The sequence below is a fragment of the Rhodococcus opacus B4 genome, assembly GCF_000010805.1.
Classification (GTDB): Bacteria; Actinomycetota; Actinomycetes; order Mycobacteriales; family Mycobacteriaceae; genus Rhodococcus_F; species Rhodococcus_F opacus_C.
Genome location: NC_012523.1, coordinates 86570 through 111160, shown reverse-complemented (window position 1 = coordinate 111160; position 24591 = coordinate 86570). Strand labels below are relative to the sequence as shown.

Genomic DNA, 24591 nt, shown 5'->3' with positions numbered 1-24591 from the left:
TCGAGTCTCCTCATCTCGGACTGATTGCTTCGGAGGGGCCGAGCTTCACAGTCGGCCCCTCCGAATTTCACTCTGGCAGTTCATCCTCCGCCAACTCGGGCTGCGGTGATGCGCCTGCACGTTTATTGCGTGCGAGCTTGAGGTTTGAGGTCTGATTCGAACTCGGCATCGCCAGAAACCCGATGAACATCTTGCCCATCGGGTCTGCCGGGTGATACTTCGTGCCATCGATGTTCAGAGCCACGTTGCACTCTACGAGTCCGTCGACGATCTCGTGGAGGACGCCACTTGGTCGAGTTGCTCGGGCCGGCCTGGTGATCGGCGTGCCGTCCACGTTCCGCAGGGCGTACGGCTGGCCGGTCCGCATGCAGGCGGCGATCGCTGCGGCGGCTGGTCAAGCAGCGCTCCACCCAGATTGCTTCGCTTCGGCGAGCAGCTTCCGCAGGTCTCGCTTGCCGTAATCGTCGGACCAGCCGTTGTTGCCTGCGAAGTCGGTGGCCTCAAGAAGCTTCTCCTGCTCAGGGGGTCGATCGACAGCGTGCACCTTGCCAGCGTCGAGCAGGTTGATCGCGCCGGCCTCGTCCGTCCATGCGGCACACGAGTTGAGCTGGTCCTCGACGACGACCGGGGCGCCGTTCGCATTGCGGGGCCCAGAGCTCCAGCTCTTTGAGTGCCAGGCGACACGTGCAATGGCCCACCGCGCAGCTCAGCTCAGCTCAGCTCCGCTCAGCGGCGCGGCGCGGCGCGGCGCGGCGCGGAGCTGCGGCGCGGCCATCCTGGTCGAGCGCTAGTCTCTCAGACGTAATCGGAGGTGAATGGAGGAGACGCTTGTTCGTCAGATTGTGTGACACTCGCGTTACCGTGCAATCTGGAGACGCCGATCCCTTACCGCTGACCGGCCAGGCCGCGCTCTTCCTGCGGTTGCTGCTCCTCTGGGATGATGGTCTCGTCACCGCTGACCTGGCCGCACACGTGCTCGATGTGAGGTCGAGCCACATAGGAACCTATGTAGGGAACCTGCGGGATGCGCTTGGTGACCGCGAGGCCAAGGCGCGTTTAGAGACAATCGCCGGCAATAGTCGGTCTATCCCTCGTCAGCCAACTACCTACAAGGTCAGTCTTACAGCTGACTTCCCTGAGTTCCGGACGCTTACCGATCAAGCGCTGGAGATCGCCGGTGAGATGTGGACCGATCACCGCGACTTGACGGACAGCGCCGTGGCCGCCGCGGTGCCGCTGTTAGATAAGGCCCTTGGAATGTGGCGCGGATCCCCCGCTACGGGGCTCGACCACGCGGGAAGCAGAAACTGCAATCCGAAGAAGCTCAAAGTCGCGGACCTCAGGGATCTCGACGGACACCGTGAGCGATTGGTCGACATATTCGACGAATGGAAGAAGAGGCACGCTGATGCGGTACTACTTCGAGCTGACTGCACGCTGTTTTCGGATGACGGCAAAGCAGCCTCTAACGAGGTTCTGGAGCGGGTAAGTCGGCTCGCCAAAATCGCGCCCCCGGATGATCGCATCTGGTATCGCCTACTCTTTGCAGCGGATCGCGCAGGCGACAGGAAACGACACGAAGACTTCTGGGCACGAGCTGAAAAGCACTTCGCAAAAGACGGGGAGGAGATGCCTCCCGAGGTTGAGCAGCTAAAGCCGCACAGAGGACGGCAGAACTTGGATCGAGGCAAGGCGGCGACACAGCCCGGCACCCCCGAGAGTCGAAGCGGAATCGATGCGTTGGTCCCAATCGTCGAGGCGCTGGGCATCGGGGCCCCGTCCGCCCATGCACTTGGTGAAGTCAGTCTCAGCCCGATCGAATGTACGAAGCGCGCCGAGAACGCTCTCGACTTTGCTGGGGTGCTTGCCGGGAAATGGGTTGGCACTCGCGAAGTTCACGACAGCTTCGTGGCGATGCTTCAGAAATTCCAGCGTCGGAATCCGAGGGGACGTGCCCGCTTCTTGGTCATCGACCCGAGTTCGGAGGCATACGACCGCCTGGTTCAGATTCGCGGAGGAGAGGTGTCGCCTAGCTCCGTAGAGGTGCTGCTTCGACTCCGGGAAAAGTACCCGTGTCTTGAAGTCCGCGGGACGAAACATCTGCCGGCCTTCCGTGTCCTCGTAATTGATGACGACATCGTCTCAGTCTCGCCTTACGACCTCGAAAATCAGAGTGCGCAGTCGAGTCGTCTCGGCTGGCAGGCGCCGCACATGCTGCTCGACCCATTGGCGCCGTTTCCGCTAGCGCCCGCCTTCCGGCTCTACTTTGACAGTGAGTGGGACGCGGCAAATCCCCTTCCAACTCGGTCCCGAACCTCCGGGTGACGCGGGACGTCCCGGCAGGCTGGGGTGCGCGGCAGTTTTACTCGACCTTCACCGCTTCCGCGTACGCTCTGAGCAACATTTAAGTCGGGGAGACGTCGAGAGGAGCTTTGGTGAGCGAGCCGAAGAACGGCTTGGTGCTTGGGCGCTTCCAGCCCTTTCATCTCGGTCACCTTGAGTACGTAGAGGCGGCTCGTTCGCACTGTCGCCGGTTGTTTGTCGGGATCACGAACCCGGACCCGGAGTCACGGGTTCCAAGTGGCGCCGACCCGAAGAGGTCCCTGGCGGAGAACAACCCGTTCACGTTCGCCGAGCGACGCACGATGATTGAGGAGAGCTTGTGGGACTTGGGCTGGACCGGCCGAGACTTCGCAATCGTCCCAGCACCCATCCTGCAAGCGGACCGGCTGCTTCACTACCTCCCTAGACCCGCTGAGACGACGGTCTACATGACGATCTACGACGCCTGGGGCGAGCAGAAAGTCGAGTTCATGAGCAAGCTTGGCTATCAGGTCGAGGTCCTGTGGCGCCGCGACGATGACTCTCGCGTCGCCTCGGGTACCCAGATTCGAACACTGTTGACATCGGGTGACGACTGGCGGGTGACATCGGGTGACGACTGGCGGGCCCTCGTTCCCGGTGCAGTGGCTCGGCTTCTCGGAGAGAGCAACTTCCTTGCCTCGTGAACTCACCTCCGCTGTTGAACCCGCCGTCTTCGGGTGGAAGGCGCACTATCTAGGTCGCCTGTCCGGACTTGGCTACAAGACACCGAGGGGTGTGGCATACCGCACCGATGAAACCATCACTCCTCCAGTCCTCCTGAAGGAGGCTGAGTCCTTGGCTGTGCGAAGCTCAGGCTTGTCCGAGGACTCTGTCACCTTATCGAGCGCAGGTTCGTTTCTGACGGAGCTGGGCGTGAAGTTCGACGCGGTCGAAGCCGCCGCCGCGCGGGTCCGCGCAAGTGCACGAGGCAAGCCGATGGGGGTGGTGATACAAGAGCTAGTCCCCGCAGCCGTCTCAGGCGTGGCATTCTCCGTCGATCCGACGAGTTACTCACTCGACTCGTGGGCCGTGTCCTGGGTCGAAGGCTTGGGTGACGGACTTGTCTCTGGGCGAAGCACAGGAAACGACGTCCTGGTCGCCTGGTCGAATGGGATTCCTCGCTACGGAACATGGCCCCTACGCGAGGACCTGCTGGAGCAAATCGGCACTGCACTCAAAGACCTTGCGAGAGAACTCGCCGGGCCCGTCGACGTAGAGTGGTGCGTAGATTCCGCTGGGGAACTGATTGTTCTCCAGGTCCGTCCGATCGTCCTACCCGATCCTGGCGTTCAGAACCTCGATTCCGCTGCGGCCTTCCTCGATCTGCCGTCGGTGGTCTCGGGACACCCCAAGATTTCGCTTCGCCGGAGAGCGGCGGAGCTGGGGGTCGAAATGACTCCGAGTCGGGCTACGGTCGCGACATCTCGGGAGCACCTACCCCAGCCTCCGATGACGCGGAGTCCTGCGATCGCAGGGAGCAGTGTTGTTCTATTGCACCCGTTCACCGTAGGCAGTCGAGTCATCCGTGAGTTCGCGAAGATCGACCGGTCGGATGTTGAATTCTTCACGGCTGAATGTCGGAGATACTCGATACGCGACTACCCGAGTTTCGAGAACATCACGGACACCGAAACGCGCGTGGCAACGATGGGACTTTCGAGCGCAGCGGTCGCTGTCGTACTGGAGCAGGAGATCTGGGACGCCGAAGTCACGGGGATCATCCGCGCCTCGGCGGACGGATACCTGCTGGAGGTCGGCCTGGGCCATTTCGTACCGAAGGGCTACGTCGAGACATCGGCCTACGTCGTCGACAAAGCAGGGTGGGTTCTGTCTCGACGTGAGGTGCGGCAATCTGTCGCCTTTCACTTCGTCAATGGCCATGTGATTCGCGAGGTCGACCCGCCAGAATCCCCGTGGCTCACCGCCGATGACATCGTGAAGGTCGTCGAGACCTTGGGGCCTCTCATCGAGGTTGAGCCTCAACTCGCGTTGGAGTTTGGGATAACGAAACGTGGGGAGGGGGGCATCGTGTACTTGATCGACGCTGCAGAGTCCGACCACCTTTCTGTGGACCTGGGATCCGACGATCTTGAACGAGGCATTGTCTCGCGAGGTCACGCAGGAGGTCCGATCGTTGACCTTCGTGGCAACGCGCAGGTTGAGGACCTGCATGCCCATCTGTATCAGAGCGTCGTCGGTGACGCCCCAGACGAGCCGACGATCTTCATAGCGTCAAGCGCTTCTGTAGACCTACTTCCGCTGCTCGAAGCGTGCCCACCGGGGTGCGGCTTTCTGTTCGAAGAAGCCAGTCTGCTCGCCCACTTCGCTGTCGTCCTGCGTGAGCGAGGCGTTCCGGGCGTAGTGGTCACGCGGGACGAACTAGATCGACTTGGTGGGGATGCATTCCTCGACACAGAATCGACTCCGATTCTGCGATCCGGTCGGGGGCGTTGAGATGCCAGTTTCGTTTGGCAGACTCCGAGTTTTCTTGACTGAGCAGTGCAACCTTGCCTGCTTTTATTGCCACAACGAAGGGCAGCCCAAGGGTTCCGCCTACCTCTCGGATCAACTATTTGACGCTGCTGTCTCCATGTCCCGTCAGCCCGAAGTTGAGAAGGTCATCCTCAGCGGTGGCGAGCCGTTGCTGCATCCGCGTGTCCTTGAGTTGGTCGAGGCCGTGAGTCCCAATGTGGCGCGTTCCTCGCTCATCACCAACGGGCTCCTACTGACTCCGTCGCTCGCTCGAGACCTCGCCTTTGCGGGTCTTAGCAAGATCAGGTTGGGCGTCGACTCCTTCAGGGAGGACAAACCGCGACCGTCCGTCGGGTACCTTGACGATCCATTCTCGATCGATGACACAGTTGCCGCGGTGCGTGAAGCCGGCTTGGCGGTCGAGGTCAACGTGGTGCTTACTCGATTCAATCAGCGCGAGGTTCCGCGTTTCTTGCGGTGGGCGGTTGTCAACGGAGTGAACATCAAGTTCTTCGAGCATCTTGAGGTAGGCGCCCCAGAGCCCGGAAGACTAATCAATTCTATGCGTCCGAAGCCACAAGTGAGTGAGGAGTGGTTTATGCGAACCTTGACGGACACCCTTGGTCATCGGCCAGACTTCACTGAGACTGATCAATTCGCGCCTGCCACCAGCGCAGCGCGGGTGGGCGGCGTTGAAGTTCGTTACTGCCGTTATTTGTGCACGTACCAACGTTGCGCGGCTCCAGGGACCCGGCTCGACGTGGCGGGCTTCGTCTACACGTGTATGTCTAACCGGGGTTTGGACCGAGTAGAGTCCATCTCCGTCGACGCGCTTCGCGACGTCTTCAGTCGCGCTACACAACGGGGTTGCTCCGCTGAAGTTCCGATGAAACTCGCGTGAAGAGTCGCAAACCGAACGGCTGACGCTTAACTGGTTCTTTAGCCTGAGTCCCTCGCCACTTGAATCGCTTTGAGCATCATCACTCCTATCGCCGAACCGATAGGAGTGATGAACATGCCACACCACCTCCCCCACGGCCCGGACCACCACGGCCCGGACCACTACGGGCCGCACCACCACGGGCCGCACCACCACGGGCCGCACCACCACGGGCCACACCACCCCCCCCACGGCCCGGACCACCACGGGCACGGTTGGCTTGAGCACGACAGCAGGGTGATGACCCGGGAGGAGTTCGGCCGGGAGCTCGAGGCGTTGGGAAAGTTGATCGCCGAGAACCCCGAGTTCACCTTCAAGGGTGTGTTGGTCTCGATGCCCGAGCAGGTCACCAACGAGACCGTCTTCGAGCGTAACCACCACGGTGAGTTCGTGTTCCGGGTTCACGCCGCGTGGGAGGAGTACGGGGCGAACCGCATCCCGAGCTCGGACCAGGTTCCCAAGTTCGGGACGCCGCAGCGCGACGCCGGCAAGGCGTGATCACCGTGTTGCACATTGCCAAGTTCCGGCGCGAGATCGTGTCGCTGAGCTTCACCCGTCTGGTCGCGGTCACCGGTAACAATCCGGTGACCGCGGCCGCGGCCGCGGTCCGCGAGGCTGTGGCTGCCAAGGGCATCGACGAAGACACCCTCAACGCGATGCTCCGCACCGTGCCGGCCCGAAAGACGGACGCCGACGCCATCCACTATTGCTTCAACACCGCCGCCCCGGTGCCGACTCGCGCCGCCATGCGCCGGGTCGTCGAGGCTGTAGAGGAGCTGGATCTCGGCACCTTCGAGTCGATCGATTTGATCTCGCCGGTCACCCGCCTGGTGCGGCACGTACGCGATGTCGCCGCCGGCGCCCTGTTCGCGTTCTGCCTGTACCTCGTACTCGGCGCGGTGCTGACCGGCCAGAACGCGATGGCGAACCACACGTCGACCGCGTTCGTCCTGGGCGCGCTCGCCGTCTGCCTCGGTCTCCTCGCACTTCTGGAGGCCGCTCACATCGCCGCTGTGGCGCTCTCTACAGCCGATGTCAGCCAGCTGCGCGAGTCCCACTCACGTGTGTTCAAGTTGCATCCGTTCGTCGCCACGAGCGAGCGGTTGGAGCACTATCTGGCCGGCCGACAAGCCGGCGTCGTCCTGGTAGTTTTCGGTATCGCTGAGGTGACCCGGACCGCAGGCATGACGTCTCTGCCGTTCACCAGCATCGGGATCCCGCACACCGCCGAAATATTGCTCGGCATCGGCGTGCCCGGCGCCCTCATTGTGCTCTGTATCGGCCAGGTGGCCCCGCAACTCGTTGCGGCCCGCAAGCCGGCCGGAATGATGAACACCCTCCCGATGGCCGGTGCGTTCACCGTCACCCGCTGGATCGCGAACCTCGGGCTCGCGACCCCCTCGAAGTGGCTGATGGCTGGTTTCCCAGGCACCGAGCGGATCGCCACTGCACCGCGCCAGCGCTACCTCAGTGACAGCCTCGATGCCGAGGGCTTCGGCGTCGAGTCCATCGCCCACCAGGTCATCGTCGGCGCCCAGGGCTCCATCGCCCGCAGCCTGACCACGACCGTATTCACTCAAGCCGGCCGGACGACTCACGGCACCACCGTCGCGGTGACCACGAGGATGCCGCGCACGACAGCGTCTATCACACAGCTACGTCGGGGCGCCGAGGCGCTGCCGGTTGTCGTGACCGGCGACGACAGCCATCGCACGTCGGACAGCGAGGGCTACATTTTCACCGAGACTCACGCCCCACGCATCGGCACCTTCGAGGCCAATGACGTCCTGCACACCGCCTTCAAGGCGACGTTCGACGACGCGTTGACTACCGACCGCGTCGTGATATCGGCGCCGACGCGCCTCGCCATCATCCGGGTCGTGCTCGAACACCCGTCGGCCCCGCTGCCGCCTGCACGGCTGAGTATCACCCACGTGACCAATGCCGAGATCGCCATGACCTCGCTCGTCTGCCCGACGATGCACGAGACCGACAACTCCGTCGAGTTCGTCGCGATCGTGAAGTACCCCACCGTCGGCAGTGTGATCACTCTCGACTGGTCTCGCGAGGAGTTGGCATGTACGCCCGCGTAATGCGCTCATCGGCCACCACCGAGTCGCCGCTCCATCGAATGACGGCCGGGGGCGTCGACCCCGCTCGGGACGGCATCGGCGATGCGACTCCACGACCGCGAGCACTTAGGCGCCGTGCCCTGCGCCAGACGGGCCGGCGGGTCACGACCACCGCTATGCGAAAGGCGACCAACCGATGACTTCGACTCAGCAGCTCATGCCCCAGGACTGCGACACGATCGTGCCAGCGTCGCCCGGTGGCGACGTTCGTGGCAGGCGACGTCGGCTCAGGGCCGCCGTCGCGCCCGTCAGCGCCGCGGTCACGATGTGGCGGCAGCTCGTCGCGCATCTCCCGGTACCGGATCGTCGCCGGCTCCTGCAGGCAGTACTGGCGACCGCGATCGCCAGCCTCGCCACGGCCAGCATCCCCGTCATCGTCGGTATGTTCGTCGACGCCGTCTATGACGACGGCGAGCTCGTAGGCCTCGGCCAGGCCCTCTGGCCGCTGATTACCTTGTTCATCGCCTACACGCTGATCAGCCTGATGAACGTGGTCCGACACCAGAAGGTCCACGCCGTGACAACGAGCTTCGAGGCCGGAGCACGCACCAAGATCTACGGCCACCTCATCCGCTGGCCCCTGCAGCGCTTCCATACCGGCACCGACGGCGCCATTTACGGCCGCGCAAACCGGTCAGTAGAGGGCGCAGTGCGACTGATCAAGCTCGGGTCCGCGGACCTGCTGCCCGCCGTCCTCATCGCGGTCTTCGCCATCGGCATCGCCACCGCCCGTCACGGCCTCCTCGGTCTACTCATGTCCGTGGTCATCCCGACCGGGTTCGGCCTCGTCGCCTGGCAGATCGCTTCTCAGAACGGCATCCGTGTCTCGCTCAAAAACACCAAGGAGCGCATCGACGGCTGGGTCACCTCATGCCTGACCATGCTCAAGGTCATCCGCACCAGTGGCACCGAGTCGTACTTCGACAACCGTGTCAGCGCCGAAGTCCAGGACCTCCGACGCACAGAGCTGCGTCACCACATCGTCATGAGCCTCTTCGACTGCGGCAAGGCCGCCAACGAAGTCCTCTGGCTCGTCGTCACGGTCGTCGTTGCTATCCAGTTCGACCTCGCCGATACTCCCGGTGACCTTGCCAGTGTCATCCTCCTCTACGCCGCCCTCACCAGGCCCCTCAACGAACTCCACCGCGTGATCGACGAGAGTTCCGAGGCCGCCCTCCAGGCCCGCGACCTCCTCGATGACCTCGCCGGCCCCATCGACCCGTCCTTCAAGCGCGCCGACGTATCACCCGCGCCCGACACCGACGAGGACCATGGGCTACGGCGGCGCACCGGCAGCGGCACCCCGGTCGCCGACCTGTCACACGTGTCGGCGGTGACCCTCGACAACGTCTCCTTCAGCTACCAGCAGATCGACGACCATCATGTGAGGGACGACCCGCGGGATAGTGCTGCATCGGCGCGGCAGATCTTGCGCGGGGTAACCCTGCGGGTGCCCCTCGGCCAGCGAGTCGGGCTAGTCGGCGCCAGCGGCAGCGGCAAGTCCACCATCCTCGACCTCCTTGAGCGGCTCCACCACCACTACACCGGATCAATCACCATCAATGGCCGCGACCTGTGCAGCATCGACCGCACCTACATGACCGAGAATATCGGCTACGTCGGGCAGAGGCCGACCCTGTTCCCCGGCACGATCCGTGACAACCTCGTGATGGGCCGGCCCGGGATCACCGACACGGACCTCGACACAGCCTGCCTTAGGGCCAACATCTACCACGACATCCAGCGGATCGACGGTGGCTACGAGGCCAACGTCGCTCAAAAGGGCGAGAACCTCTCCGGCGGGCAACAGCAACGTTTGTGCATCGCCCGCGCACTCCTCCACACGCCATCGATCATGCTGCTCGACGAGCCCACCTCCGCCCTCGATGGGCCGTCGCAAGCCATCGTTCAGCGCGCTATCGACGGTTTTGACGACGTAACGATGCTCGTCGTGGCACACCGGCTCAGCACTCTGAGCACTATGGACCGCATCGTCGTGCTCCACGACGGCCAAATCGTCGAAGACGGTACCTACATCGATCTCTCAGCGAGCAATGGACCGTTTGCAGCCATGCTTAAGAGTGAACCTTGGACATCTCAGTGCAATGGTTCGTTGTAGTGTGACAACACTTCAAGCGACCATCAACTCTGCGGCTGCTCTACGTCGGTCTCGACACGAACTTGCGTTGGCGGATCACCTGCGCCTCACCCTCACCGGGCTACGTTCGACACCGAGTGACTGACACCGAACTTGAGAACCTACACACATGTAGGTTTCCGCCGAATATGTCAGTCACGTGTAGTCCTGAACTGCGGGTTTCCAGAGTCCTGTCCACGACAGATTCTCATCTTCTTGTCAGAATCTTCGGCGTCCCGGACGGAGTGCGCGCCAAGCGAGTGGCCGTGAGCTGGGGAAACGTTGAAGCAATGGCTGGCCAACTGACATGAAATTGAGAAACTGACACGGCAGTGACACGAAATTTGGAAAGTGACACGAGGCCGCGAGAACCTACACACACCACTTAGGGGCACCCTCGACGTCCTGCGCCCGTTTCACTTCCTGTTTATGCGCGGTTGGCGACGAGAATTCCGCTTCCCGCACCGTCTCCCCGAAAACCGCACCTCAGCGCGTTTTTCGCGGCGAAGCCGTGTCGGAGGGTGCCGATAACATGCTCGGCATGACGATCGACCAGGGCCTACGCCCCCGCGAGCTGCCCGCGGCTGCTGTTACCGGCGACCCGGCGGTGTTTCCGGATTTGTCGGAGGCGGTGGTCGGGCGGATCGGGCGGTCGATGGCCGAGTCCCGGTCCGAGGGCACCCGCCGCACCTACGCCTCGGCGTGGCGGCGGTTCACGCACTGGTGCGCCACGCAGGGGCATGCTCCGTTGCCGGCGCACTCGGCGACGGTGGCCGCCTACCTGGTCGATGCCGCCGACACCATCGGCCCGGACGGCGTCCGGGTGTATGCGCCGGCGACCTTGACCAAGTGGGTGGCCGCGATCGCCCACCACCATTCCCGCGCCGGCCACGAGTCGCCGACCGGGCAGGAGATCGTCCGGGCCACGTTGTCCGGGATCCGCCGCGACTACGCCGCGGTGGGGGACCGGCCCCGCAACCCGCGGGCCGCCCTGCTGACGGCGGACATCGTCACCATCGTCGCCGCCGCCCGGAACGCGGTGGACGGCTGGGCGGATGCGGTCCTCGAACGCCGCGACAGCGCACTGATTCTGATGGGGTTCGCCGGTGCGTTCCGCCGCAGTGAACTCGTCGGCCTGGACGGCGGCGACGTGCGCGTGCACCGGCACGACGGTGTGCACGTGCGTCTGCGCCGGTCGAAGACCGACCAGGAAGGCGACGGGACGGTGCGGGCGCTGCCGATCACCGACCGCCACGACAGCTGCCCGCCGTGCGCGTACGTGCGGTGGGCGCAGGTCGTGGCCGCGTTCGATACTCGCGGCCGCCCCGGGGTGATCCGGCTGCTGACCACCGCGGAACCGTTCGAGACCCACGTGTGCCGCGGCGCTAGTCCGCGCATCGCGGCGCGGGTGCCGCTGTTCAGGTCGATCCGCAAGAACGGCAACCTCTCCGACACCGCGCTGTCCGGGGCGGCGGTGCACAAGGCGATCCGACGCCGCGCCGCACAGGCTGGCTACGACCCGGACCAGGTCACGCAGCTCGGCGGGCACTCGCTGCGGGCCGGTTTCGTCACCCAGGCCTTCCGCAACGGCGCCGACGCCCACGCGATCATGCGTCAGACCGGACATACCACCCCGGAAATGGTGGAAGCGTATGCGCGGGAACGTACTCCGCTGGTCGGGAACGCCGTCACCATCCTCGGGCTGTAGGCGTGTACGCCACCACACCCGGCACCGGCACCGCACCCACGCCGCGTCTGTCCGCCCGGGACCGGCACGTCTGGGCCCTGTTCGCCGACTGGTGTGCCGCGACCGACCAACCTCAGACTCCCGCCACGCCGCAGCAGCTGGCCCGTTTCCTGTGCGAGAACCCCGCCGCCCTGGCCACCCAACGCCGCCGGGTCAGCGTCATCAACACCGTCCACCGAAGGCAGGGACACCCGGCACCCGGCACCGACGAGGCGATCCGCCGCGCCCTCAACACCACCAGAGCCGCTCGCCTGCACCGCGTATCGGCTGTCGTCGCCGAGCGGATCCCGAACATCCCTACCGCCGGGTGGCCGGCCGGCTTCTTCGGCCGTCGCGACCGGTTCATCCTGGCACTGGCCGCCGCGGGCGTGGGGTTCGAGCAGCTCGCCCGGCTCCGCCGCCGCGATCTCACCGCAACCGGCGACCGCGGTGCACCCCTCCAACTGTGCATCGACGGCGACCGGATCGATCTGCCCGAGTCACCGGAGATCCCTCTGGCGGCGATCTACCGGGACTGGATCGAGGTCCTGGGATTTCTCGACCGGAACCACGCCACCACCACAATCGCGAAACACGTCAAAGCCGGCCGCGACCTCACCGGCTTCGACGCCGGCTACCGCGCCGACGACCGACCGCTGCTGACCTCGATCAACCGCTGGGGCCACACCCCGCTCGACCCGGCCCCGCCCACCGCACGTGCCATCACCGCGATCGTCCACGCCCACCTGGCCGGAACCGCACCCGCACACATCCTTCCGCCGCCGAAACCACGTCCGCGGCCGCGGCAGGCCGAGTCGCCCGACCGGTATCCGATCGACGACGGACGTGTCCTCGACCCGCACTACTACGAACGGGGAACCGCGGCCCGCCGCAGCGCCCACCACGACCTGACGAACGTCACCGACCTCCTCGACGACATCGAAGACCGCGCCGACCAACTGTTGGCCGAGCTGGACGGCATCCTCAACGACGTGCCCTGAGCGCCCCGGCCGAGCTCAGCCCGATCGATATCCTGGTCTCGACGGCCCGGAGGAACTGACTCGAACGGACGGCCCCGCATGGCGCTCAACGAGCGGTTCTACGACGACAGCTGCTTTCTACCGATCGGAACGCCGATGCCACCCCCCGGCCACTGGTGTACTGCTGTTTCAGCTGAAACTGAGCAACGCTGACCGCGCGACACAATCCGCGGGTATCGCCGAGTGGTGGCTCCGCGACCACACGCCATCGGCCGGCCTCGTCTGCGACGACACACGTCCAGAAACCGGCTTCAGGTACGGTTTGTTTACCGCGGTAACAACGTGCTTGTTGTCGCCGCCGGATCGTATTGTCCCCAAGTATGGCTCATGCTCCGAACGGAGCAGTGTTTCGTCCGGACGTAGTCGCTATAGCTCGAGAAGGTGAGATCGCAAATGAGTTCCGGTCCAGGACCCGTGCCGGACTCCATCGCGGGACCGCCGCGGCGGCCGGCGCTGTCGCCTCGCGAGCTGGAAATTCTTCGTTTGTGGCTGCGCAGCGAATCGAGGAATGTTGCCGCGTCCGAGCTGGGGATCAGTTTGGGCACGATCCAAACCCACCTGACCCGGATCCGAGCGAAGTATGCCGCCGTCGGACGCCCTGTGGCCGACAAGTCCGGATTGTTAGTGCGGGCGCTGCAGGACGGGTTGGTTTCTCTCGACGAGCTCTGACACCCAGGTGCAGCAGTCTTCAACCGGCATCCGACGATGGCGCGGTGCTCGACGCCTTTCCCGAGGCCTCGCCTGGGGGCCAAGCCGGGTCAAGCCCGTGCTGCCCGGGCATTCTCGTGATCGACGATTGCCTCCTGCCAGTCCCGATCGGTCGCGACATGATCGCAGGTAGAAGGGGGTGGAACCCCGAGTTGGGTAGCGATGTGCGCCCACGATTTGCCAGCCTTGAGGGCCTCGATCACCGCTCGGGTGAGGAGATCCTCGGTCTGGACGCCACCAGGGACCGCACCGGCGCTGTCAGCGTCCACGCGACGGCTTCCCGATCTGGCGTGCTCGATGTACGCGGGTTGGGTTTTGCATCCAAAAGACTCTAACGGTCGAACTTGAATAGTGATATACGGCGCCGGGCGAGTTCGTCGGCACGGGGGTCAGGTCAGCAGCGCGGGTTCGTGAGGTTCAGTGTGCCTACGCCCAACTTCTCGTCGACCGAGCATCGCCGGCAGGCTCGGCATCCCGCGCGGGTATGCCCAGAAGTGGTGGCCGAAGTGCCGCGGCAGGTGTCTATACCTGGGACATCATGAAGCTCCCCGGTCCAACCAAGGGTGTCTACCACGACGCCTACGTGATGTGGCCGTGGTACGGGAGGGTACCGGTCGCAAACGGTGCGGCATGAGCAACTTTGTGCGGAGTCATTTACGTGAATGACTAGGACGGATTCCAGGGGACCGTAACCGGCAGGTTAGCAGGACGCCGACTATATTCTTCCCGTCCCGCAAACTCTCTCGCGGGCCTCAGTCATCTAGGGGTCGATCGTGGTCACTTCACTGCTTCCGGGATCCAGGCGGGGCGCTCGCCGCCGAGGGATGGGGGAGGCCAAACCGAAGCAACGTCTCGACATCCAAGGTCTGCGCATGGTCGCGGTCATGCTCGTCGTGCTCTCGCATCTGTTTCACTGGCCACGAGGCGGCTTCATCGGCGTTGACGTGTTCTTCGTCATCTCCGGATTCCTCATCACCGGATCACTTCTGCACACTTTCGAGAAAACTGGCAAAATCTCCTTCTCCAACTTCTATCGCCGCCGGATTCGCCGCATCGTCCCCATAGCCACCCTGGTGCTGTTCGCGACGATCGTCGCCTCGTACTTCATCTACACCGGAGCAAGATTCAAGTCGACTGTCCTCGATGCAGTCGCCGCGTTCTTCTTCGTGTCCAACTGGCGATTCGGAATCGAAGGCACCGACTACTTCAACTCTGCCGGACCTGTGTCGCCGCTCCAGCACTATTGGTCCCTGTCTGTTGAAGAGCAGTTCTATTTCGTCTGGCCGGCGGTAATCCTCGCGACCGGGATTGTTGTCATGCGAAAGTCCTGGTCGGTGAGAGCGCGGCTCGTCCTCGCCGCCGCGGTGATGGGAACCGCTGTCCTCGTATCCTTTTGGTACTCGGTACTGAACACAGAAGGCAGCCCAACCTGGGCCTACTTCTCTACCCTCGCCCGCGTCTGGGAGCTGGGAGTCGGTGCGCTCCTCGCGATCTCGATCGGTTACTTCGAGCGCATCCCCGACTGGGCACGCCCGTATATCGCCTGGACTGGGTTGATCGCGATCGGTGCGGGTGCGTTCGCAATCACCGAAACAGGCGGAGGGTTCCCTGCACCATGGGCGGCTGTGCCTGTGCTGGGCGCCGCCCTGGTAATCGCGGCCGGCGTGTCAGGTGATCAGAAACATCTGCAGATCCTGACCAACCGGGGAAGTACTTACATTGGTGACATCTCATACTCGCTCTACCTATGGCACTGGCCTATTATTATCCTGTTGGCATCTCTAGCCGATCGAAATAACCACTATTTCGCGGCTGCGTTGTTACTGATGTTCGGTATCTCTATCGCGTCGTACCACTTCTTTGAAAATCCAATTCGGAACTCGAACTGGCTCGCCACCCGCAAAGAGAAGCAGGAACGAAACCTACTCGCCAAATCCCGCTGGCGATTGCCGACTCTGCGGATGAGTGAATCCAATCAGACACGTGGCATCGTGGCACTAGCGCTCATCACAGCCGGGCTTGTCGCGTTCACCCTCGCGCCGGTCTCCCCGGCAACCGCGCCACCGGTCAGGACAGCGGCCCCGGCAATTGCAGCCGTCACTGGAAAGGTGGTCGGTCCGGAGCAATCGAAACTCGCCCAGTCGATCGCTTCAGCGGTCCAGGCAACTTCCTGGCCGGAGCTGAACCCATCCATGGATGCTGTTATCAAGGGCCGCCAGGCACCACCTGACATCGTGCCGTGTGGCCTAGTTGATCGTCCCGAAACCACCGCCTGCATATGGGGTAACCCCTTGGCGCCACGGAGCATCTTCGTCCTCGGAGATTCAGTAGCAATGACGTATGTGGAGCCCCTGCGCAAGTTCGCGGAAAAAAGTAATGGTCAGTGGAGCGTTCGTTCTGAGGCGATGTTCGGATGTCCGTTTGTTGATCTCGAACTCCGCGCAGCTGATGACGAGATCGGCGCGGCGTGCCCCACGCGAAAGGCTTCGGCGATCCGTTCGCTGAATGAAATTCGCCCGGAAGTAGTCGTGATCGCGAACTCCTACAGCGATGGAGCAAACGACAAATGGGCCGCCGGCATTACCCGAATGACAGATCAGTTCGCTGGCAACGTCGGAAAGATCGTATTCCTCTCATCGCCTCCGGACGACGTAAACATCGGCGAGTGCTACAACCGTGTCAACAGTCCGGCCGACTGTATTAGTCGAGTCACTGGCACTTGGTTTGAACGCTTCACAACCGAGCAGTACCTTGCCGATTCTCTTAACGGAACCTTCCTGGATTCGCGGAAATGGTTCTGCACGCCAGAGGACTACTGCCCGAGCTTTGTAGGTACGACGCCTGCCAAAATGGATGCCAAACATATGACACCTGCATATGCAGACCTTATTTCTCCCGCGTTTGCAGAAGCGCTGCTGGACGCGTTGGAATAGGCAGACCCTTCCCGCCGGCGAGCATTGGTCGGCACCCATCTTTTGTGCTTCTCCGGGGTCATTCGGACGATCTACATGTATCGACAGGACGGGGCATCCTGCATAGTTCTCTGATGGGAATCCTCAAGAGCATCGGCCGGGACTTAGGTCCTGCACGTCGAGACATCGTCCTCAACCGACTGGCCGCCGGGTATGGCGTACCCGCCCAACTTCGCCGTCGAATTCTTCGGGCCGCCGGCCACGACATTCACCCGACCGCTTGGATCAATCCCCGAGGCTTCTATGGAAGCAACTCCGGACTGACGATCGGCGCTGGGTCGTTCATCAACTACGGGTGTTTCTTCGACCTTGGCGCTCCCACGACCATCGGCGAGAGGGTGGACATCGGCTATGAGGTCGTGTTCGCCACGTGCACGCACGAAGACGGCGATTCCGCCCGACGCGCCGGCACCGCAAAGGCCGCACCGATTCGTGTCGGCGACGGCGCGTGGATCGGTGCCCGCTCCGTCATCATGCCTGGTGTCAGCATTGGCGAGGGTTGCGTCATCGCTGCAGGCAGTGTCGTCACCCGCGATTGCAAGCCGAACAGCCTGTACGCGGGAGTTCCCGCGGAGTGGAAAAAGGCGCTATAAGTGCACGGTTGGAGCAATTGCCACTTCACCGGGCATTGCGACCGCCGTGGTAAGCCTGCTTGCGGCAGGCGTGGACGTTCGACCCGCATCAGGTGTGCGGGATTGTGACGGGCCGTGTGCTGGCATAAACCGGTATGACCGGTTGGAGCTGGGCGTCGCCGCCGTCGCTTGCCGGCCCTGACCTTGACGTCCCTCGCTAGACAACGCGACGAGTGCGACGAGCACCCACGTCATCGTGTTGATCAGGCCGATCGACAACGGGCGCTCGGTTGAGCTCAGCAAGGCCACGGTGAGCAAGACCGGGAGGACGGTGAACTTTCGACTTTCGTCGCCTCCGAAGACCAGGATGGCCCACCCGAGCGCGAAGACGACCGCTCCGGCCACACCTGCGAGCAGAAGCAACTCGAGCCACTGGTTGTGGGTCGAGTACGCGGCCGCAGCGCCGAACTCGCCCGCCTCGTAGAAGCGGTCCCACGCGGTCAGTCCGGCGCCGAAGAATGGTGTGTGCTCGAACTGCTCGACAGCGATTCGCCACAGGTATCCTCGCCCGGTTGCGAAGGAGTCGGACTGTCCAGTGAACGGCAGGATCATCGCGACTGCGGTCGATGTGACCACGCCGAGCGTGAGAAATGCTCGATGGCGACCGACAATGCTCCCGCCCGTGTGGGTTGGATTAGTCAGGGCGAGCACGACGAGGGTTGCGGCCGCGGCGAACATCGACGTGCGACTTCCGGTAACGACAAGGTTGGCACCTATGTAGACCAGCATCCAGAACCGGATAGGCCCTTTGAATGCCAGCCACACGAATGGGATGCCGATCGCGGTGATGAGGCCGAGAGTGTTGCTGTGGGGGGTCGCGGCCATATAGAGCTCGCCAGCCAAGCTGCATTTGTCCGTGCACGGCATGAACACCTTGTCGGGCGCATACAGCCCGAGGAAGGCTCCAGTTGCGCAGACGCTGATAGTAAAGAGTGCACCGCCTGTGATTGCCCCTTCGCGGGATGGGGTGGCGAAACTGGCTGCGACGAGGACGACCAGGAGAACCATCGGCTGTCCCTTGATGATGCTGTCGTAGGCGGACGTGTCGACCGCCATCGCGACGAACGAGGTGCCCATGACCGCGATCCCGAATAGGGAGATTCGCCATGTATCGGCGTCCCGGACAGAGCGCCACAATAGGAGCAGCGAAGCCCCGATGATCACGTACTGAAGGGCGGACTGTACCCGGGGGTCGACGGGGATAGGGACCTCGACCAGCTCACCCCAGTAGTTCCACGAGTGCATCACGCCGTCGCTCAATTTGTTCAGGACGACAGGGATTAGTGCTGCCCACCCGAGTACCAGGATGAACACCGTTCCGGCATCCCAGATGAGGTGGCGTTGCCGGAGTTGGCGGGCCACGACGAAGAGCGCAATGACGGAGACTGCCGCCAACACAGCGATGAGCACCGGTTAACCATACGTGTGCTGGATGGAGCGGACCGCATTGGAAATGGCCGCTGTCATTCACGCAGTAGATAGACCAGATCATCGGCATGCGGGAAAATGTCGAACGATCTACTTGTGAATCACTTGTGGCGCGGCGGTAGTCGGTGGACTGAATGTCGTTGTGACACCACTCACATCGTTGTAACAAACTGGTTGAAGGTGCGATTATCAACCGCGCGGCAGTAAAACGGGGGACCGGTCTGTAACCATCACCACGAAGTCATCGGACACGCTAGCCGCTCCGAAATACCAGCTGGAGGGTGTGAGGTGACCGCGTTCGACTTCTCTGTCGAGCCAACACTGACGGTCAACGGTGGGGCGGAAGGTTCGGCGCTTCCGAGAAGGACTGGCGGCCGAGAGGATTGGCAATCGAAGTACCGTCGGTGCTTGGCGGCCACCGACGCGCTGGTCATCGTTGCCGCTGTGTGTCTCGCGCAATGGATTCGCTTCGGTGATAATGGGATCCTGCATAGTTCCGAGTTGTTTGATAATTTGAGTTACACATTTATTTCTGCACTTTTGATCTTCGCGTGGCTCATCGCACTGGTGATCTTCCGGACGCGGAGCGTCAGGGTGGTTGGCAGCGGGCCCGACGAGTACCGCAGGATCTTTGAATCCACAGTTCGGCTCTTCGGGTTCATTGCAATCATGGCTTTGCTGTTCCGCCTAGACCTCGCGCGCCTCTACCTGGCCATCGCCTTCCCTGTGGGACTTGCAGGGCTCATCGTCGGCCGGTGGATGTGGCGGCAGGTAGTCGCGAGCAAGCGTGCAAGGGGCGAGTATCAAACATCGGTTCTGGTGGTCGGCAACGAGCGCTCAGTCCGCAACCTTGTGGCGTCTTTTGCGCGTGGTACCGCGGACGGATACCGGGTCGTAGGTGTATGCATCCCTGGATACACGGGAAAGTTGCCGGCAGCAGTCGATGTCGCGGGGCAGGCACTACCGATCTTCGGGGACGAGTGCAACATCGTCAGGGCGTTGGAGGTGTGCCACGCTGATACCGTTGCTGTCACGGCGACCGAACATCTTGGCGACGACGGTCTGCGCGCTCTTGCCTGGTCACTCGAGCCCCATCGCGTCGACCTTGTAGTCGCCCCAGGGATGATGGACGTGTCCGGGCCGCGACTGTCCATGAGGCCTGTCGCTGGCCTTCCTTTGATTCACATAGAGAAGCCACAATACCGAGGCGCTCAACGCTTCTCGAAGACGTCATTTGACCTCCTGTTCGCGACAGTGGCACTCATCGTGGTCTGTCCGGTCATGCTGGCTATCGCCCTTGCGATCAAATTCAGCAGTCCTGGCCCGGTCTTGTATCGGTCAGAGCGAATGGGTCTTGATGGCACTCCATTCAGCATGCTCAAGTTCCGCAGCATGGTCGTTGGTGCCGACAAGCACGTGTCACGTCTCATGTCGTCAAATGATGGCGCTGGCCTGCTCTTCAAACTGCACGAGGATCCCCGGGTGACTCGGGTGGGCCGGTTCCTTCGCAAGTACAGCCTCGACGAATTGCCTCAGTTCCTCAACGTCCTACGGCGTGAGATGAGTGTGGTCGGTCCTCGGCCGCCGCTCCGCAGAGAGGTTGAGTCGTACGACGGTACGGTGCGTCGTCGCCTGTTGGTGAAGCCGGGCATCACAGGTTTGTGGCAGGTGAGCGGAAGATCCGATTTGTCGTGGGAAGACAGTGTGCGTCTTGACCTGTCGTATGTAGAAAACTGGTCCATGGTGGGGGACGGTCTGATCATCGCGAAGACGGTTAAGGCCATCGCGGGGGGGCGAGGAGCGTACTAGCTAAGCCCCCATTCAAGGAGCAGACCTACCGTCTGTGATTGATCGTGCAGTTTGTCAAAGTTCGGCCGCTTCTGCTGGACCGTGCTAGGAGAGGTCAACAATGGTTGCACTAATTACCGGAGTAGCCGGGTTCATCGGCAGTACGCTTGCGCGTCGTCTCATCAGTGAAGGGATTGAGGTCCGTGGCGTCGACTCACTTACGGACTACTACGACCCTGATCTCAAGAAGAGTAATCTGGCGTCGATCCCAAAGAGTCGCTTCGAGTTTGTAGAGGGTGACCTCAACACGCTGGAGTTGTCTGATCTGCTCCGTGGGGTGGAGTTCGTGTTCCATCAGGCTGGGCAGCCGGGTGTGCGGAAGTCGTGGGGCAGTGAGTTCGACCTCTACGCGTTGGACAATGTGCAAGCCACGCAGCGTCTCCTCGAAGCAGTGAAGACTGATGGTTCTCGGATCAAGAAACTTGTCTACGCCTCATCGTCATCGGTGTACGGCAACGCACTGCAATACCCGACGGTGGAATCGGACACTCCTCGACCGTTGAGTCCGTACGGAGTCACAAAGCTCGCCGCTGAGCACCTTTGCTCGCTCTACGGCGAAAACTTCGGTATTCCGACAGTGTCGCTCCGGTACTTCACCGTCTACGGTCCCGGTCAGCGTCCTGACATGGCATTCACTCGGTTCTTCCGAGCAGTTCTGCAAGGCGACAGTATCGAGGTGTACGGAACCGGTGACCAAATTCGCGACTTCACCTACATCGACGACATCGTCGAGGCGAACATCGCAGCGGCATTCAGTGACGTACCGCCGGCTTCGGTGTACAACGTCGCGGGCGGATCGAGCGTTTCGCTGAACGAAACGATCAAGATCATCGGCGACATCACGAAGAGGCCGGTCGAGATCTCGTCGGGCGGTACGGTCGCCGGAGACGTCTTCCGAACAGGCGGCTCGACCGCGAAAATCTCCAGTGAATTGGGTTGGTCGCCGATTGTTCCAATCGACGATGGACTGGAAAAGCAGTACCAGTGGGCGCGAGACGTATTCGGCGAAGGTCCCCTCACATGAGCACATACAACCTGAAGAGCGTCGACGCGCTTGATGCCGCGCGGATCATCATCGACCAGATCGACCCGGAACGACTCGTTCCCGGGGGTACCGACACGTGCATCCACGACCTCGTCAAGTACTCGGAAACGTCCAGCCTTGCGATCGTCGGTGTCACCGAGTCCGACTCGGCGCAGCTCGGTCAGTGGTGCAGTGCGCAAGTAGCGGATGAATCGGTGCCCTTCTTGCCGGTTGCTCGCTTCTCTCGTACGAGAGAAGCGCGATTCCTGCGGATTCCGCATTCCGTCCGCTTGGCGTGGGGGTTGGTGCGCTTCCGGAAACAGATACCTCGTGGGGTACTGCAGACCCACCGTATCGAAACCGGGGTTGTGGTTTCCGCAGTCGTACGCCCGAAGCGCCTTGTTCAGTTCATTCACAACGACTCCACCGGACTCACTGGTGGCAACTCGGACTCGCTGTGGAAGTATCTCGGATTCCTCTATCGAGCCTGTGAAAAGGTCGTGTTCCGGCGCGCCGATCAGGTCGTTCTGTTCAATCAGAGCGACAGCGCACGCATCAAAGAAATGTATCCGCGACTCACAGTGGCAAAGACATGGTTCGATCCTGCCGTCTTCACTCTCAAACGCAAGCAGTGGAAAAGTAGCGACCCGCTCAAGGTCGTCTTCGTTGGTCGTCTTGAATCGCAGAAGGATCCGTCGCTCGCCCTGGCGACGTTCGCCGAGGTGCACAAGCGATACCCGAATGCGCAGATGGTGTTCGTGGGGGAGGGGAGCCTTCGGTCCACGATCGCCAGTCAGGCCAACGACAAGGATATCGCCGCTCACGTGGTCTTCGCCGGAGCTCTGTCGCGAGCCGAGGTGGCACGCATAATGGCCGACTCGACCGTCATGTTGATGACATCGCACTACGAAGGCTCCCCACGGGTCATGGCCGAGGCGGGGGCAGTCGGCTTGCCGGTCGTGGCGACGAACGGTGCCGATCCGGACCACGTCCTTGACTCGGAGTTCGGAAACGGCGTACGCGTCGCCGCCCGCGAGCCACGAGAGCTGGCCAGCGCCGTGCTGCTGGCCGCCAACTTCGACCCCCAACAGTGCGCCAACGCGGTAGCCGACAGATCAGCACCGGTGGCCGTCAGCCGACTACTCGCCGTACCGGATGACGGACCCCTACGAGCGCCTAACAGCACCGACAATGAATAACCAGCGCATAGCGATCGTGGTCCCTGCGATCGAAGGTGGCGGCGCGGAAGTAGTGGCTAGAAAGTGGGCAGAGGCCCTCGGACATCGTGACCACCGGGTAGACGTGATCACCACGCACCGCGTCCCGTCTGCCCCGGTGACGGGATTTAATCTCGTGCCGCTCACGCCACCGAAGTCGGGCGTAATCGCCGCTGTTCGCGCTTTGAAGGCGACCTTCGAGACCGGTCGCTACGACACCGTTGTATCCCTCCTGACCTTCTCGAACCTTCTATGCCTACTCGCCGCGTCCCTCATGCGCCAGTCACGTCCGCGCATCATCATCAGTGAGCACACGCTACACAGCCATCGGCGAGCCGAATACGGGGTGAACATGCGCGGTCAGCAGCGGCTAGCGCGGTTGCTCTATCGGTATGCAGACGGCTGGATTGCTCCGTCTCACGCGGTCGCAGCGGAAATGACGACCGCCTACCACCTCGATAACAAGAAAATGTGGGTGGTACCTAACCCCGTCGCGTTCGACGCGCCGTCGCAAGAGCCGGACTATTACAAGCGGCCACCGAACGCGCCGTTGAGACTGGTCTTCGTAGGCCGAATCCTCGCCCCAAAGCGTCCCGAACTCGTCCTCGATATCGCCGCGCACCTCACCTCATCCTGGGGAGAGCCAGTTGTCGTCGACTTCATCGGTGACGGGGACCTCCGGCCACAGCTGAGCGCAATGGCGGCGAACCACCCATTCCCCGTGAACTTCCACGGATGGGTCGACCAATGGCACAAGCACTGCGAACCGGGATCGGTGCTCGTCGTTCCATCGCCAATCGAAGGTTTCGGCAACGTTCTGATCGAGGCCGCATCGGCAGGAATCCCCGTGGTAGTCAGTTCACGCTGCCTCGGGGCTGCCGATGCATGCATACCCGGAGTTACCGGGCAGCTGATCTCGGACGATTCGGTGCCGTCCTTCTCAGCAGCGATCAGGAAGGCATCGTTCGCACGAACGGCGGAAGTGCAAGCCTGGCTCAACCGCTTCACGATCGAATCGGCCGCTGAGCTGCTGCATCTGGCAGTAAGTGGTTCAGCTGACAAAATCACGCCGTCACCCCAAGCGGGCAATCAGCCGACCAAAACGGTCGCCGGAGGGAAAACAAAGTGAGTGCGACGACATCTCCTGTTCTCAGCGTAATCACCGTCAACTACAACGATCACGACGGCCTGGTCGAGACAACGGAAAGTTTGACCAACCAACGTGACTGCACCTACGAGCATGTCATCGTTGACGGCGGTTCCAGTGACGGTAGCGCAGAGTTCATCGACAACTACCGCCAGCGCGACAGTCGTGTTGTTGCGGTCAGCGAACCCGATGACGGGATCTTTGACGCAATGAACAAGGGCATCCGCATGGCCTCTGGCGACGTCGTCGTCTTCATGAACGCCGGCGACCGGTTCACGGACGAGGAAACCCTGTCGTTTGTTGCAGCCGACTACCAGGCAGTCGGCTGGGACTGGGCATACGGATGCCTCCGTTACATGTCTGAGGAAGGCGACGTCTTCGGGGCGACCGTGCAGGCACCGTTCTTACAGCGACGTTTCGAGATGGGCATCCGTTTCGTTCCGCATCAGGCGACCTACCTCAGCCTCGAGTTCATCCGTGGCCTCGGAGGGTTTGATGTCGATTTCGGCGTGGCGTGCGATCAAGAACTGGCGATGCGTGCTGCCCTCAAATCCAATCCGCGCGTGTGGGTGCGATTCATGAGCGATTTCCGCGTCGGCGGCGTTCACACTGACATCAGTTTCTTCGAACGCGAAGATTTGTGGCACAGGATGCGAGTCAAGAACGGAGTCGCACTCGGTGACTCGGCGAAGTTGGACCGAATGGCATCGCATGCAATCGCGGTTGGGCGAACAGCACGCAGCTACGCAGGCTCTGCCCTGAGACGAGCGTGACCGCGGTTCGATCGGACTCCAAGAACCACAC

The 24591-nt window shown here is 62.3% G+C and carries 20 protein-coding genes and 1 pseudogene; 18 read left to right on the top strand and 3 right to left on the bottom strand.

The genetic code is table 11. From position 1 onward, the window contains the following. Positions 1-67: 67 nt before the first annotated feature. Both ROP_RS43375 and ROP_RS43370 read right to left on the bottom strand, forming a co-directional pair. Positions 68-244 (bottom strand): hypothetical protein, encoded by a 177-nt coding sequence (locus ROP_RS43375; RefSeq protein WP_158306543.1) that lies wholly within the window; start codon positions 242-244, stop codon positions 68-70. 150 nt (positions 245-394) lie between these two features. Beyond that, positions 395-544: a hypothetical protein gene (locus tag ROP_RS43370; protein ID WP_158306542.1), complete on the bottom strand. Its 150-nt coding sequence runs from the start codon at positions 542-544 to the stop codon at positions 395-397. A 284-nt stretch (positions 545-828) separates the two neighbouring features. On the opposite strand from ROP_RS43370, the gene ROP_RS40260 reads away from it, so the two are divergent. The 13 genes and pseudogenes from ROP_RS40260 (at position 829) to ROP_RS40205 (ending at position 17084) form a co-directional block, all read left to right on the top strand. Beyond that, positions 829-2325 carry a hypothetical protein gene (locus ROP_RS40260; RefSeq protein ID WP_043827574.1) on the top strand — a complete coding sequence of 499 codons (1497 nt, stop codon included), beginning with the start codon at positions 829-831 and terminating at the stop codon, positions 2323-2325. Between the two features lie 110 nt (positions 2326-2435). Next, positions 2436-3008: an adenylyltransferase/cytidyltransferase family protein gene (locus ROP_RS40255; protein WP_012691917.1), complete on the top strand. Its 573-nt coding sequence runs from the start codon at positions 2436-2438 to the stop codon at positions 3006-3008. Positions 3009-3237: 229 nt separating this feature from the next. Continuing rightward, entirely contained in the window at positions 3238-4818 is a 1581-nt protein-coding gene (locus ROP_RS40250; protein ID WP_419789320.1) for a PEP/pyruvate-binding domain-containing protein, read from the top strand. Between the two features lie 34 nt (positions 4819-4852). Beyond that, entirely contained in the window at positions 4853-5737 is an 885-nt protein-coding gene (locus tag ROP_RS40245) for a radical SAM protein (RefSeq protein WP_158306541.1), read from the top strand. Positions 5738-5851: 114 nt separating this feature from the next. Beyond that, positions 5852-6274 carry a hypothetical protein gene (locus ROP_RS43365; RefSeq protein WP_012691914.1) on the top strand — a complete coding sequence of 141 codons (423 nt, stop codon included), beginning with the start codon at positions 5852-5854 and terminating at the stop codon, positions 6272-6274. A gap of 5 nt (positions 6275-6279) precedes the next feature. After that, positions 6280-7869: a hypothetical protein gene (locus ROP_RS40235; RefSeq protein WP_012691913.1), complete on the top strand. Its 1590-nt coding sequence runs from the start codon at positions 6280-6282 to the stop codon at positions 7867-7869. Positions 7870-8044: 175 nt separating this feature from the next. Next, complete coding sequence (locus ROP_RS40230; RefSeq protein WP_012691912.1) at positions 8045-10027, top strand: ABC transporter ATP-binding protein; 1983 nt, start codon at positions 8045-8047, stop codon at positions 10025-10027. A gap of 550 nt (positions 10028-10577) precedes the next feature. Continuing rightward, positions 10578-11753, top strand: a complete 1176-nt coding sequence (locus ROP_RS40225) for a site-specific integrase (RefSeq protein WP_012691911.1) — start codon at positions 10578-10580, stop codon at positions 11751-11753. Positions 11754-11755: 2 nt separating this feature from the next. Next, a complete protein-coding gene (locus tag ROP_RS40220) occupies positions 11756-12772 on the top strand; it encodes a hypothetical protein (protein ID WP_012691910.1) in 1017 nt (338 codons plus the stop codon). A 432-nt stretch (positions 12773-13204) separates the two neighbouring features. Continuing rightward, the gene (locus ROP_RS40215) at positions 13205-13480 is read left to right on the top strand and encodes a response regulator transcription factor (protein WP_012691909.1); all 276 of its coding nucleotides are present in this window, start codon (positions 13205-13207) and stop codon (positions 13478-13480) included. Positions 13481-13968: 488 nt separating this feature from the next. Further along, positions 13969-14126 (top strand): annotated as a pseudogene (locus ROP_RS43100) (IS3 family transposase); the annotation flags it as partial. A gap of 217 nt (positions 14127-14343) precedes the next feature. Further along, complete coding sequence (locus tag ROP_RS40210) at positions 14344-16452, top strand: acyltransferase family protein (protein ID WP_148222713.1); 2109 nt, start codon at positions 14344-14346, stop codon at positions 16450-16452. A 113-nt stretch (positions 16453-16565) separates the two neighbouring features. Beyond that, on the top strand, positions 16566-17084 hold the full coding sequence (locus ROP_RS40205; RefSeq protein ID WP_012691906.1) for a DapH/DapD/GlmU-related protein: 519 nt from the start codon (positions 16566-16568) through the stop codon (positions 17082-17084). Here ROP_RS40205 and ROP_RS40200 read toward each other — a convergent pair. Next, the gene (locus ROP_RS40200) at positions 17079-18533 is read right to left on the bottom strand and encodes an O-antigen ligase family protein (RefSeq protein WP_043827563.1); all 1455 of its coding nucleotides are present in this window, start codon (positions 18531-18533) and stop codon (positions 17079-17081) included. The genes ROP_RS40205 and ROP_RS40200 overlap by 6 nt on opposite strands. Positions 18534-18839: 306 nt before the next feature. Between ROP_RS40200 and ROP_RS40195 the strand changes: the two genes are divergently transcribed. The 5 genes from ROP_RS40195 to ROP_RS40680 all read left to right on the top strand — a co-directional run bounded on the left by ROP_RS40195 (position 18840) and on the right by ROP_RS40680 (position 24560). After that, the gene (locus ROP_RS40195) at positions 18840-20360 is read left to right on the top strand and encodes a sugar transferase (protein ID WP_012691904.1); all 1521 of its coding nucleotides are present in this window, start codon (positions 18840-18842) and stop codon (positions 20358-20360) included. Between the two features lie 100 nt (positions 20361-20460). Further along, positions 20461-21423 (top strand): NAD-dependent epimerase/dehydratase family protein, encoded by a 963-nt coding sequence (locus ROP_RS40190; protein WP_012691903.1) that lies wholly within the window; start codon positions 20461-20463, stop codon positions 21421-21423. Further along, complete coding sequence (locus tag ROP_RS40185; RefSeq protein ID WP_012691902.1) at positions 21420-22622, top strand: glycosyltransferase family 4 protein; 1203 nt, start codon at positions 21420-21422, stop codon at positions 22620-22622. Before ROP_RS40190 ends, ROP_RS40185 begins: the two co-directional genes overlap by 4 nt. Further along, the gene (locus ROP_RS42385; protein WP_148222702.1) at positions 22579-23769 is read left to right on the top strand and encodes a glycosyltransferase family 4 protein; all 1191 of its coding nucleotides are present in this window, start codon (positions 22579-22581) and stop codon (positions 23767-23769) included. Before ROP_RS40185 ends, ROP_RS42385 begins: the two co-directional genes overlap by 44 nt. Next, entirely contained in the window at positions 23766-24560 is a 795-nt protein-coding gene (locus ROP_RS40680; protein WP_012691900.1) for a glycosyltransferase family 2 protein, read from the top strand. Before ROP_RS42385 ends, ROP_RS40680 begins: the two co-directional genes overlap by 4 nt. Positions 24561-24591 lie beyond the last annotated feature (31 nt).